Below are 13,652 nucleotides of genomic sequence, written 5' to 3'. Positions count from 1 at the left end.
AATCATGCGGGGCCTGGCTGGCCATAGCCCCGATTATCGGGGCGTGAAGATAGTAACGGGGGCGTCACGGATTGGCGTCATGCGAGGAACGTCCGCGATACCTTGTAGAGCGTGAAGATTCCAGAACGACCACATTGACATCTTGCGGACTCGACGCAGGATTTCCTAAATATGGAGGCACCTGCGGGTCAGCGCGTATTCTGTGTTCGATGAAAACTGTCGAAGCGGGTGAGGCCGTCAATATTACCGGAGGTAGTCGATTTAACGGTTGACTGGAAGCTATTGCCAATAAGTTGCGATGCAGTCGGCGATGTTTCGCTGAACGCCACAGCAGTCGAACAGCCTGCAAATATGTTGCTATTAATAATTTGATTGGTCGTCGACGAGTCTTCGAGTGTGATGCAATATGGGGTTATATGATCTCGCGAAAAGGCGCTGAATATATTGTTTGTGACAATGTTGTTTGTGCTTCCATTTGAAAGTAATACAATTGGATCTCGATCGATCAATCCAGGGTAGGCGCCTTGATAAAATAAATTTCCGGATATGGATGACGTTATTATATTGGAATATCGAATGGCGCCTCTAGAGGAGTTTATTTGGGAGTTAAATATATTGCACTGAGGTTGGGGTGACTTTGCCGAACAGTTTACGCCAATCTCTGTGTCTACGATATTTGTTTGTGATACATTGAGTCCCTGCCAGTATCCGGATGTTCTTATTCCGGTTTGGCGGAAAAATATAATTGAATTGCTAACATTCAGGATTGTTGGTGTGTTGCTTTCGGCTACCCCATGATAATCAATTCCGACGCCTTCGGTGTTGTCGTTCGGGATGCCGTAAAAGCCGGAGTCCTCTATCAAAACATTTGAAAGATTTTCGAGGTAAAGGTCGGTTTTCCAGGCCGATTTTTGATCGTGCCCGCGAAATGCAATCTGATCGATATTTGTTTGTCGGGGAATGTAGCCATTTGAGGTGTTGCCTATGATTTGAAGGCCGATCGATTTATTTTGGCTGCTGGTAGTGAGTGCAAATCCATCCACGGCAATCGATGATGAGCCTATAAATCCCGGATCAAGCGTCGTGTTTACTATTGCCCGAATTCCGTCGGAGTTTGGGAACCACAATTCGGTTCCGTCTTGAGTTGCTCCGGCGATGCGGATAGTTTGGTGGGGCGCTAGTCTGACCTCGGCTGTGGCGCCAAACTTAAACGTCCCGGTCTCGAACTGAATGCATGCACTCTTTCCGGACAATGACGATATCCACCGTCGCCATACCGAACCATTGTCAAACTCGCCATCGCCGACGAATCCAGCATTGAACGCGGGGGAGCAGGCTGTCGCCATGGGCAAGGTCTGATGCCGATTTGGGGCATGAGTGGAAGGGGAAGTGTAGGCTGTGGAGGGCTGCGCGGCAGTTGTGCTGCGGATGTCTTGGGCGTAGATCTTTCCAGCGGAGCAGGCAGCTACATATATCGCCGTTGCGATTACATACGATCTCATTGAAAATAATCACCAGTAATGTTCCGGGCTTAACGCAACCTTCGGAGTCCCGCACTAGGATTGCGACATCCTTGTGTCTGCAACCTCAAAGATCTACAAAAGATGATCCATTGCCAATGATGATGACGCCGCGTCATTCAATAGATTTTATCTATAACGGGCGGGCCTGACGCAATTTGCCCGGCTCGGTATCACCCAATTATTGTACAATGCGGGGCGGCATTGAGGGAATTCAACTTTCGCTTGGCCCGCTCAATCGACAACGGTGCGGATCAGGGTGCGATTGATGGCTGATCGTCATCTGCTCGACGTGCGTCAATGGTTTGATTGTAGAATTTGATAATTAATTTCTCCTGGATTTCGCGATCGTTCGTAGCTTAATTGAAGGCGTCGAAGTCGAATTGCGGATTGAGATGCTGGATTTGATAAATGTCGAATACTGAGATCGGTAGTGATGTTTCTAGCGTGCGTTACGGCGTCGCGAAGAAGGGTGTTGTGGCTCGATTTAAAAATATCGATCGCATTTTTGCGATAACAGTGCTGTTGCCGACTATTGTTGCGACAGTGTATTACGGTCTGATTGCGTCTGATGTTTATGTGTCTGAGTCGCGATTTATTGTTCGTAGTGCGGAAAAGAGCAACCAGGCCGGCTTTATGGGGGCCCTGTTGCAGGGCACTGGATTGTCGAAGGCTCAAGATGATACGTATCCGGTGATTGACTATATTCAATCGCGAGACGCATTGTCCGTGCTTAACAAAAATGGCGAAATTGCGCGCGAGTATGGGGAGAAAGGCGATTTTGCCAGCCGGTATCTTAAGATTTTCGGCGAAGGAAATGAGGCCCTTTGGAGGTACTATTCTTCGCATATTGTCAATGTCGATCTTGATACTGTGTCGTCGATTACGACCTTGAAGGTTAGGTCATTTTCTCCGCAAGAGGCGAAGGCTATTAATGAAAGGCTTTTGAATTTGAGTGAAGGCCTGATTAATAAGATAAATGAACGTGCGACAAAGGATGCGGTGACATTCTCGCAGGGACGAGTGAATGCTGCGACCGAGCAGGCTAAGAGTGCGGCGGCAGCACTGGCTGCATTCCGAAATTCGAATACTGTATTTGATCCAGATAAGCAATCTGCTACTCAGTTGGTGCAAGTGGCCGCATTGCAGAAGAATCTCTTCGATGAGCAGGCGCAGTTGGCGCAATTGGAGAAAATTGCGCCCAAAAATCCCCAAATCAATGCACTGAAGACTTCAATCGAAGTTTTGACGCAACAAATTGCTCAGTCGTCTGGTGATGTTACTGGTAAGCGATCGTCTCTTTCTACGAAGGCCGCAGCGTATGCGCGACTCGAACTCGATGCAGAGTTCACGTCGAAGGAACTCGCTTCGGCGATGACCTCGCTTGAGAATGCGCGGGCAGAGGCGCAGCGGCAGCAACTCTATCTTGAGCGTATCGTCCAACCTAACGAACCCGATATGGCAGTTGAACCGCGTCGACTGCGATCGATCGCAGCCACGCTGATTGTCGGTCTTGTCATCTGGGGAATTGTGACGATATTTGTTTCCGGTGTGAAAGAGCATCGAAATTAATATGGCGAAGCGAAACGATTTTCTCAATTCGTTAAAGATTCAAGGGCGGGTAATTGGCGCTCTATTAATGCGTGAAATTATCACCCGCTACGGTCGACATAATGTTGGATTCCTGTGGCTGTTTTTTGAGCCAATGTTGTTTACGCTGGGCATTACAACGCTCTGGTCGGTGATTGGGCTTACGCATGGGAGCAGCCTTCCGATCGTTGCATTCGCCGTGACTGGATATTCATCGTTGATATTGTGGCGGAATACAAGTAATCGGTCGGTAAAGGCCATCGAAGTTAACCATTCCTTGTTATATCATCGCAACGTCCAGGTGATTGACGTTTTGGCGGCTCGACTCATCCTGGAAATTTCCGGTGCCACATGTTCGATGATGGTACTCACGAGTCTATTTGTCTCGTTCGGATGGATGAAGATGCCGGCTGATATTTTAACGGTCGCTATCGGGTGGCTTCTTCTTGCGTTGTTTGCTTTTAGCTTAAGTTTGATCGTTGGTGCGCTTTCGGAGCGATCAGAGGTCATTGAGAGAGTTTGGCATATCGTAACCTATTTGATGTTCCCGTTATCAGGGGCTGGTTTTATGGTTACTTGGTTGCCAGAACGATTTCATAACTTGATTTTATGGGTGCCGATGGTACACGGCACCGAAATGATTAGGCACGGTTATTTCGGTGGCCAGGTCCGAACTTATGAAGATCCCGCCTATCTTGCTTTTGTGGATCTAGTCATGTTGCTGATGGGATTGTTTTTTGTACGCGAAGCTGGTCGGCGTGTGGAGCCAGAATGATCTCAATTCGTAATGTCTCCAAGGTCTACGGGACACGGGACGGTGCCCGAAAAGTGCTCGACGATGTTTCGTTTTCCATCAACAAAGGTGAGCGCATCGGCATACTTGGGCGAAATGGCGCAGGTAAGTCGACCTTAATCAGACTTATAAGTGGAGTCGAGAGACCAACCGCCGGAACTATCGATCGCGGAATAAGTATTTCATGGCCGTTGGCCTTCGGCGGCGCTTTCCAGGGAAGCTTGTCGGGACTGGACAATGTTCGCTTTACGTGTCGCGTTTATGGGGCGCCAATCGATCCGGCCGTCGAGTTCGTGCGCGAATTTTCAGAATTGGGATCCTATCTGCATGAGCCGGTAAAGAAATACTCGTCCGGGATGCGCGCCAGGTTGGCATTTGCCATATCCATGGCCATTGAATTCGATTGCTTCTTAATTGACGAGATCGTGGCCGTCGGAGATAGTAACTTTCATAAGAAATGTCATGTGGAGCTTTTCGAAAAGAGAAAGGATCGAGCCATGATTATTGTTTCGCATGATATTACATATATCCAAGCTCACTGTACGCGAGCGGCCGTGCTGTCGCGCGGGAAATTGAACAATTTTGCAGATGTTGGGAGTGCGTTAGATTTCTATTCGGCCGAAGGCTGACCGGGCATCGTGTATTTCGGCATCTGCGGCATGTGTAGGTAAATCGAAATCGAGTATGCAACGTCGCAATTCAAGTAACGATAGATATAAATATAGGTAATCTATGGGATACAACTCCGTAGCTCTTCCAACGAGAGTTGCAGAACTTCAAAAGTACGATGATGAGAAGTTCATTGCAACCGCCTATGCATGCATTCTCGGCCGATCGCCAGATTCAGACGGATTGCAATACTATCTGACCCGTTTGAGATCCGGAGTGGAAAAGCTGGAGATTCTTACCCAGCTGCGATCCGGTCCGGAAGGTGCGAGCAAGGTTCCATGTCTGATCGATCTTGACGACGAAATCTTGAAATTTCGTCGAAGACGACTGCCAGTGCTTGGTCCGATACATGCACTGTTGAGATGGAAATGGCCCACACGATCGTCACAACGTCTGGAAGTTCTCGAAAGACGTCTAACAGCAATTGATAATAAATTGCAAGGGGCGGTTGCTGGTCCCAAAGTTATTAATAATGAAAAACTTATCATTCCGCGGGAAAAAATGAATCGCTCAAAATTTATCAATCTGCCAAGCGGCACTACGTTCAACAAAGAGAGTGCCGCAAATGTCGAGCGAAATGAGCGAGCTCTGGTCGACGCCGTGCTCGATGTGCATTGGTATCGTCGAAAACATGGCAATTTGATCGATGCTGAGAGTATCCTTCGCCATTACGAGAAACAGTGTTCGAGTGGTGAGGTAGGGGCTCATTCTCCGTCTGTTTATTTTATTCCGAGTTTTTATAACGGCAGGAATGCGGATATCGGGCGGGCTCAGGCAAATCCATACCAGCATTTTCGGCAGTTTGGCTGTCGGGAAAATCGCGACCCCCATCCGCTGTTTAACTCTGCGTGGTATCGAAAGACTTATGAAATTGGCGACGATGAGGGCGCATTTGCGCATTATATCGAAATCGGTTGGCGGCTGGGGTATCAGCCCGGACCGACGTTCTGGTCCGAATGGTATGTCGACCAATACGATGGTGTCTGGGGCGATCCTCTCTATCACTATTTGACCGAGGGTTGGCATCGAGGCAACGTTCCGAATCCGCTTTTTTCGGTGGATTGGTATCGTAATCAAATTGGCTCTGAATCGGATCCACAAATCGATCCATTTACCGATTATCTGGTTAGAAGCGAGAGGAATCACGTTTCACCTCATCCTGCCTTCGACGCGAATTTCTACATCGAGCAATGTGAAATTGCGGGGATGCCGATTGGTAATGGCACGTCTGCACTGGAGCATTACTTCACGACGATGGGAGTGGTGAATCCGCATCCGCTGTTTGATGCGGATTATTACGCGGCGCAAGGAAAAAACAAGCATCATGAGCTGAATCTTGTCGATTTTCTTGTTACAGAGCGAGATTGGAAAGATCCGCACCCGCTGTTTTCAGCGGAATACTATTTGACGCATCGCCCTGATGTAGCGGCGGCAAGCATCAACCCGCTAATCCACTATATCGCCTCAGGGGCACGAGAGGTTTGTTACCCCCATCCTCTCTTTGATAATCAGTTTTATTTAGCGAATTATCACGCAAGTATTCCGTCGCATAGTACTCCGGTTGCGCATTATTTGAATAATGGATACCAGAAGGGGTACTCGATTCGGCCGCTCCAACAGCCCGTTCTTCGTGCGGAAAGGAATCCGAATAGTCATGCGATCGAAGTGGATGATGGCGCAAAAAATGTGAAACCGGCCGGAGCAGCCGGGGATAAGAAGACGGTCGGTATTTTTGCTCATCTCTTTTACCCGGATATGATCGGTAGGGTAATTGATCTGTCGAAAAATGTTCGTAATCCGTGCACTATTTTTATTTCCACTGACAGTCCTGCCAAGGCGGAGCTGATCTGTAAATATGCAGAAAAGGAATCGCTGCATCCGTTTGAGATTCGGGTCTTGGAAAATCGCGGCCGTGACATTGCACCAATGATAGTTGGATTTTCCGACAGGATTCGCGAGGTGGATCTTTGCGTGCATATTCACTCCAAGAAATCCACTCATTACGCCAGGGCGTTCGATGAGTGGCGTAACTATCTGTTTGATTCCAATCTTGGATCTCAGAATCTCGTCGACAATATCATTGCACTATTTTCTGACGAATCCGTCGGGATGGTCGCGCCAATCGAGTTCCCACCTATCGACCCGCTGATTCAATGGGGAGGCAACGTAACGCAGGTGAACGCGTTGGTCGAGCTGATGACGAACGGTGAATTGAGTGTAAATGATTCGAATTTGCTCGAATTGCCGTCTGGATCGATGTTCTGGTTTCGATCGGAAGCGATCCATGGTTTGCTCGATCTGGACCTAAAAACATATCATTTTGATCCGGAAGCCGGCCAAGTAGACGGTACGTTGGCACACGCTATCGAGCGGGCATTCTTCTTGATATGCGAAATTTCCGGTTTCAAGTGGATGCGGTTCAAGGTCGCATCGGGGGCATCGATTGTCGATGCCGGAGATCTCGAGCTATATAAGCAGAGTATTCTTCCGATCTCATCTCGAAAGACGTCGCTCGTGCGTAATTACCCGGAGATTCGGGATTTCTCTGTGATCAGGAGTGGAAATTCACGTCCTCGTTTGAATTTGTTGATTCCAGGTGCAGAAAAAAGTAAGGGATACGCGGGTGTTTCGGAGGCGCTGAGATTATTTAACGGTATTAAGGATGCGCTCGGCAACGATTTCGATTGTCGGGTGATTTCTACCGATATACCGATGTCGAATCAATATGCTCCTGATTTCGGGCAAACGATATGTGATATCTGTGACGACGAGGCAGGCAAGGTCAACGTGGTTTGCGACGGTACCAGGAGAGCGAATCTTCCGCTGTCAGTTCGACACTCTGATGTGTTCGTAGCAACATCGTGGTGGACGGCTAAACTGGCCCGGGATATTTTGAAGCAGCAGGTGAATACCTATGGATCGTCGCCTGGAAAGTATGTTTACTTGATTCAGGATTACGAAAGTGGGTTTTACCCGTGGTCGAGTAAATTTATGCTCGCTGAATCGACATATAAGTATCCTGACGAAATAATTCCCGTCTTCAATACTGAAATTTTGGCGGAATATTTCGAAAAAGAGGGGTACTTTAATGGTGGGCATGTTTACAATCCTCCGGTAAACGAGGAAATTATGGCCGCCGTCGATCGAACGCAAGCGCGCGAAAACGTGATGCTGATCTATATGCGTCCGCATGCACAGCGAAATTGCTTGGAGTTTGCAGATTCGCTCATCGCTCGTGCTACTCAAGATGATCCGCAATTTTGGAGGGGATGGAGATTCCTGGCGGTTGGGGAGGATTTCGAAGCGAATTCATATTTGTCGACGGATCGCATTGAGGTTTTCGGTCGTCTTTCGTTGGAGGAGTATGCGAAGTGGCTGTCCGTAGCTCGTCTCGGATTGTCACTTATGGTGTCGCCGCACCCGAGCTATCCTCCGCTGGAGATGGCGGAGGCAGGTCTGCTTGTATTGACGAATACGTATAAAAATAAGGATCTGTCGGATCTGCATGAAAATATCCGCTCGTTTGACAGCTTTGATCTTGAGGATGTCGCGGTCAGCTTGCGAAATCTCGCCGAAGAATCTATGAAGGCAGGCACCGGTAGAGCTAAAATCGATTGGTTTTTTGATGGGAAATCGAACGTTCATCAATTGAGTCGAGACGTTGCTAATTCGGTTCGCCAGCTATTCAGTGGTAGCTGATTTCGAGGGCACCAAGTCGGTGCCCTTTTTTTAGTGCTTCGAAAGAGTAATTTTAAACATGCTTCGAAATTTCCTTCGATTTCGTTGGGGGCTGGATTGTTTGTCGATTGCCAGGGCTGGGGAGGTCGATCACGCGGCGTCGATTTCGGCCGATCAGGTGGTGGAAATCGAACTTAAATCGAAGGTGCCGGTGGGTTGGTACATGTTGGAGCTGGAGGTTCTGGTAGAGGGGGGGGATGCAGTAGGAAAATTAAATTTGGACGCAGGTGGGTATAAAAACACAAAGGAATGGAATATTGAAATCCCGCTAAAAAGTGAGGAAATTGGTAAGCGGATTATTTATGTGGGGGCGACGTTAAGTGATTTGCATATATATTTCGATATTGAAAGTAAGGTTCGAAATATTAATTATTTCAGGCTTGTTCGTTTGTCTGAGAAATTCGCGAAATCCAGAATTGTTAAGAAGCTGATCGCGCTTCATCCTGATTACAGGGAAATGGATGCCGCAAAAATTCCACTCGAGAGGATGTGGCGGGATTATTGCCTCCTTTTTCGCGACTTGTCGGGTGGAATTCCATACGCGATCTGGATCAAGGAATACGAGGCCAACATTATCGACGTCATATCGAAATCTGAACGTTCCGATAGCATATCCGTGTCGCGCCGACGAGGAATATTTATCGACCGGACCTTGGTGGGAGGCGTCGGCGTAGCGATTTCGCAAGATGTACTTGCAGGATTTCGCGAGAATTTTGAAAATATACTGATTGCATCTCAACGCGCTTTGGGCGAGACGATCCCTCTATTCGAGCTAAATGATGTTGATGATAGGGGGTGCTGGAGCGAAAGTGATATCCGTTCTATGGAGACCCGAAGCAAATTCTCCATTGAGTCTCTCGATGATGACGACTGGTTATTTTTCCTGAGTAACGGTTACATCGTATCAGCTGCCGCAGCGCATGCATTGCGATCTGCTATTGTCGCAGCGCATTCGGCAGATATTATATTCGGTGACGAAGACTCAGTTGATTTTGATGGAAATCGACATTCTCCGTATTTCAAAGGGTGCTGGAATAGGGAGTTGTTTTTTTCTAAAAATATATTATCCGGTATGGCGGCTTTTAGGGTTGGCGCATTAAGGAAAGGTGGTTGTCCTATTTCTGGGGTGCGAAATTTAACTGCCTTTGAAGTGGCTTTGGAGATACTTGGTACAGTTTCTCCGAAAGATATCGTCCACGTTCCTGTTGTGCTCGCGCACCAGCGAAGGCAGGCTAGAATTCAGGCTGTATGTGATAATGAGTCTCTAATTCAAGAGTGCTCGCAATTGGAGGCCTATTTTGCAAAGCTAAATCAAGCCGTAAATATTTCCGTGCTCCCGCACGGCAGGCGTGTTGAATACGAATCTGTGGTACCTGAGCCGCTCGTTTCGTTAATTATTCCAACAAGAAATCGTTGCGATTTGCTTCGGCAGTGTGTTGACTCTATTCTCAAAAAGACAGTATATGAAAATTTTGAGATTATTGTGATTGATAACGGATCTGATGAGGCCGAGAGTTTGCGGTATCTGAGCGAAATAAACGAGAACGACAGGATTTCTGTTATATGTGTAAATGAGCCATTCAATTATTCACTCTTGAATAATAGAGCGGTCACGTTGGCGCGGGGTGAGATCGTCGGTCTGTTGAACAACGATATCGAGGTGCTCTCACCGCATTGGCTCGGTGAGATGGTTTCTTGTGCGATGCAGGACGGCGTTGGAGCTGTTGGTGCGAAGTTGCTATATCCGGACGAGAGAATTCAGCATGCGGGTGTAGTCATGGGCATTCACGGCGGAGCGGATCACGTTCACCGTTTCGAGTCCCGTACATCGACCGGTTACTTCGGAAATGCTAGCTATTCACAGTGCTATATGGCGGTTACCGCGGCGTGTCTGATAGTCAAGAAATCCCTGTTCAACGAGGTCGGTGGATTGGATGAGGAGAATTTCGTTGTGGCGTTTAATGATGTCGATTTTTGTTTAAAGCTTCACGATGCTGGCTATCGTAATGTATGGACACCGCACGCAGAATTGATTCATCACGAATCGGCATCACGTGGTCGAGATGATAATGTGGAAAAAATGCAGAGAGCGCAACGTGAACTAGAGTGTATGCGTGCTCGGTGGGGTAGATACATTCAAGATGACCCGGTGTATAACCCAAATTTAAGCTTGAACGGGAAATTATACACCTTGGCGAGCCCATCGAGAGTGGGAGTTGCCAACATTGCGCGGAGGGGCTTCTGAAAGCGCGTTCGTAGTCCATCAGCGGATGGGCAGGGCTCAAGACACTCTTGGACAGTGCCGATATAGTGTAGGGTAATTTGCAACCACCTTTGGGCCGCGGGGTTGTGTAGGACTGTTGCAATCCGGGATATCTTGGAGGATGAAGGCTTGACTGCGAACACTATTTCGGAACTTTGCGAGGCTCACGTAGGGAAAGTGTCTGATAAATGGTCCCGTTATATTCACGTATACGATGTTTTATTCGAGGGGATTCGCGAAAATGTCAAAAGCTTGCTCGAGGTAGGTGTTCAGAATGGCGGTTCGTTGGAGATTTGGGCGAAATATTTCCACCGTCCAATAAATATTGTTGGGTGCGACGTAAATGAAAGGTGTGGGGATTTTATTTTCGAGGATTCTCGAATCGATGTGTCGTGGTTGGTGATATTAATTCGCTCGTATCGAGAGCTGCCATTGAAAGGTGCTCGGGATTTTATGATGTGGTTATTGATGATGGATCTCATCGTTCGAGTGATGTAATAAAGACGTTTGCGCAATATTTTCCGTTGTTGTGGGATGGTGGAATATATTTTGTTGGGGATTTGCATTGGAGTTGCTGGTCTGAATTTGAGGGTGGGCTGTTTTTAAGGTCGTCTGCAGTTTATTTCTTGAAAATCATAATCGACATAATTAATATAAATGATTGGGGTGATGATGGTGCGCAGGGGTTGTTGGAAAATTTTTCCAAAATCCATGGTGTCAAGTTTTGCCTTTCTGATTTGAGCGGGATTCACTCGATTGAGTTTTTTTATTCTATGTGTGTGATTCGTCGCGCACCAGAGTCGGCCAATATTCTCGGGTGACGTATCGTTGTGGGGACTTAGGCGCTAGTAGTTCCGAATTTATTAGAGGTTAATGGCGCTATCCTGCAGAAAACTCGACTCATATCTCAAAGTGATTTCGGGGCGTGTCGGTTGCGCGAAGAGCGGGATTTTTTCGAGCGTCTTGGATTTCGCGAAGATATGGATCGTCGAGCGAACCAAGTATTCGGTTTGGACGCCGGTGCAGATGCTTCTCGTGGAGGGGGGGGAGTTTGCTTTGCAGGCCGCGTCGAGACAGCTGGAAGGAAATTTTTTTCAGATATTCCACGATTTTGGAGAGGGTTACGCGGAGAATTTTTCGGAAGTGCGTGATGTTGTGGGTAATGGTGAGATTGAAGTGTTCGAGTTTGGTATTCCGCCCGATAAGAAAATAAAATCTCTTCGCTTTGACCCATCGAATGGGAGTGTCGTGATTAAGGTTGATGCGATAGTCATTGATTCGGAAATGGGGCGTGAAGATTTTTCTGAAAGAGTGCTTCATAATGCTGAGATAAAGGTCGGGGCATCCTATTTTTTTATAGATGACCCGCAAATATCTATTCCTGTTGTTCCGGCTGAATTCTCTGGCTATGCGGTGAGGGTGCTAGTGACTGTGAGATATTTGTATTTTGGGTGGGATGCGAGGATTGCGACTGTTGATGCGGCCTTTAAAGGCTACGTCGAACAGCTGAGTCGATTGCGACTGGAGATTGCTGATAGGGGGCGTCCGTGAAAAGGTGGGGCGTCAATATAGTAGGTGTATGGGCGGCCAATGATTGATATCGCAAGTGGGGAACTAGCATCTCTTGCCGGGCTTCTTTGGATGCAAGGGAGCCAGAAGCAAAATGCACATTGCGGCCATGATGATAGCGGGTCGCGCTCATGACGCCGCTGTAATGGTTGCTCGGGTGCTGGATTGTGATTCGTTGCCATTCTGCACCCGTATTGCATCGTTGCTGGCGACCAACCTGGTAGGAGCTCATTGTTCTGCACGGTTCTGTCTTTTCGGGTCCTCGGTATGCGCCGCAACGCACGACAGTGCGATGTTCGAATCCTCGTCGTGTCCATGTCTGTATTGTGGAATAGCTAAAACCGGACCATGTGACTGGGTATTTGATTGATTCTTCGTGGACTGAGTGTGAGCCGAATGCGAAACCGACGGCGCGAATAGCGTTCCTGCTCGCAGAAATGAGCAAAGCCGGTCGACCTTATGATCCGCTAAATATCAGCCTTCACCGATACACGATCACCCAAAGCCGGTGCAATGAAACAGCGCGATAATCAATGATGCCAAGCTCTTTGCGGACTACTGGTCATGCCTCTCGAGCGAGGTTTTTATGGGTGGAGCGACAAACGAAAGCATCGCTCAAGAGGGCGCGCGCGTGGGATACGTCCTTCGTCAAGCGGTATGGCTTGGGTTGGTAAATGCGTGCCATCACGTAGCATGCCAAACAGGACGTCGTGGCGGCGCCATGTCAGTGCGACGAGGGCCTGATTGTGATGCTTGCCTTGCTGGATCTTGCGCGAGCAATAAGCAATAGGCCCGCGAGATTGGGCCTCGTAAGGCCGCGAAGGCAGAGAAGAACAAGTCGCGCTTGAGTACCTTGTTGCCCCGTCTGGATGGGTACTCGCAACGGATCGACGAGCCTGGGCGCCGGGTGACCGGCGCGAGGCCAGCGTAGGCCGCCAGATGCGTGGCGGAGGCGAAGGCTTTATGGGCGACTTCGGTCAGGAGTCTGGCGGCGGCCCTGACGCCGACTCCTGGCATGCTGGTTAGGACCGGCCAAAGAGGGTGAGCAACCACCAGTCGCTCAACTTCGGCGGCGATTTCTTCACGCTGCTTGCGCAAGGCGGCAAGTTTCTGGGCCAGCCGAGGCATGACGATGGCGGGGCCTGCGTGCCGGACACGATCACGGCTTGCTCGTTCAGCGCTTGAACGATTTCAGCCGCCAAGTTCTCGTCCATGCGCGGTGCGAGCTTGGTGAGGCGGTTGGCGAGCGTTTTCTCGCTGGCAGCAGCAAACGCGCTTGGAGACGGGTAGCGCTCAAGCAGATCGGGTGCCGCCGGATGGTCAAGGCGCGGTCCGAGAACGCGCTCGAGCGCTGGATGGATTTGGGTCAGCAGGCCGCGAATGTGGTTGCTGGTCTGCGTGGCCGGAGCGGCGAGGTCGTCATCGAAGCCGAGGAGCATGGTGAGCTGCTCGTCGGCCAGTCGAAGCAAGCGCAGCGTATTCGGCATCGCGGGCATCGGTCTTGGCTTCG

8 protein-coding genes and 1 pseudogene are annotated in these 13,652 nt (G+C 48.9%); 7 read left to right on the top strand and 2 right to left on the bottom strand.

Features of this window, described 5'->3' with window-relative positions; genetic code table 11:
• Nucleotides 1-188: 188 nt before the first annotated feature.
• A complete protein-coding gene (locus VK92_RS42300) occupies nt 189-1,346 on the bottom strand; it encodes a hypothetical protein (RefSeq protein WP_131723321.1) in 1,158 nt (385 codons plus the stop codon).
• Nucleotides 1,347-1,931: 585 nt separating this feature from the next.
• Here VK92_RS42300 and VK92_RS38275 point away from each other — a divergent pair.
• The 7 genes from VK92_RS38275 to VK92_RS38250 all read left to right on the top strand — a co-directional run bounded on the left by VK92_RS38275 (nt 1,932) and on the right by VK92_RS38250 (nt 12,124).
• Nucleotides 1,932-3,092 carry a WcbD gene (locus VK92_RS38275; RefSeq protein ID WP_048026743.1) on the top strand — a complete coding sequence of 387 codons (1,161 nt, stop codon included), beginning with the start codon at nt 1,932-1,934 and terminating at the stop codon, nt 3,090-3,092.
• A 1-nt stretch (nt 3,093) separates the two neighbouring features.
• On the top strand, nt 3,094-3,885 hold the full coding sequence (locus tag VK92_RS38270; RefSeq protein WP_048026745.1) for an ABC transporter permease: 792 nt from the start codon (nt 3,094-3,096) through the stop codon (nt 3,883-3,885).
• A complete protein-coding gene (locus VK92_RS38265) occupies nt 3,882-4,532 on the top strand; it encodes an ABC transporter ATP-binding protein (protein WP_048026747.1) in 651 nt (216 codons plus the stop codon). The genes VK92_RS38270 and VK92_RS38265 overlap by 4 nt, the downstream gene beginning before the upstream one ends.
• A gap of 103 nt (nt 4,533-4,635) precedes the next feature.
• Nucleotides 4,636-8,271, top strand: a complete 3,636-nt coding sequence (locus VK92_RS41285) for a rhamnosyltransferase WsaF family glycosyltransferase (RefSeq protein ID WP_082160946.1) — start codon at nt 4,636-4,638, stop codon at nt 8,269-8,271.
• Between the two features lie 58 nt (nt 8,272-8,329).
• The gene (locus VK92_RS41280) at nt 8,330-10,555 is read left to right on the top strand and encodes a glycosyltransferase family 2 protein (RefSeq protein ID WP_082160947.1); all 2,226 of its coding nucleotides are present in this window, start codon (nt 8,330-8,332) and stop codon (nt 10,553-10,555) included.
• 410 nt (nt 10,556-10,965) lie between these two features.
• On the top strand, nt 10,966-11,394 hold the full coding sequence (locus VK92_RS42295) for a hypothetical protein (protein ID WP_131723322.1): 429 nt from the start codon (nt 10,966-10,968) through the stop codon (nt 11,392-11,394).
• 142 nt (nt 11,395-11,536) lie between these two features.
• Nucleotides 11,537-12,124, top strand: coding sequence for a hypothetical protein (locus VK92_RS38250; protein ID WP_048026751.1), 588 nt, complete (start codon nt 11,537-11,539; stop codon nt 12,122-12,124).
• A 680-nt stretch (nt 12,125-12,804) separates the two neighbouring features.
• On the opposite strand, the pseudogene VK92_RS38245 reads toward VK92_RS38250, so the two are convergent.
• Nucleotides 12,805-13,652 (bottom strand): annotated as a pseudogene (locus tag VK92_RS38245) (transposase); the annotation flags it as partial.

This window comes from Burkholderia sp. LK4, assembly GCF_001043615.1.
In the GTDB taxonomy this organism is placed as follows: Bacteria; Pseudomonadota; Gammaproteobacteria; order Burkholderiales; family Burkholderiaceae; genus Burkholderia; species Burkholderia cepacia.
This window is presented reverse-complemented; position numbering and strand designations above follow the sequence as displayed.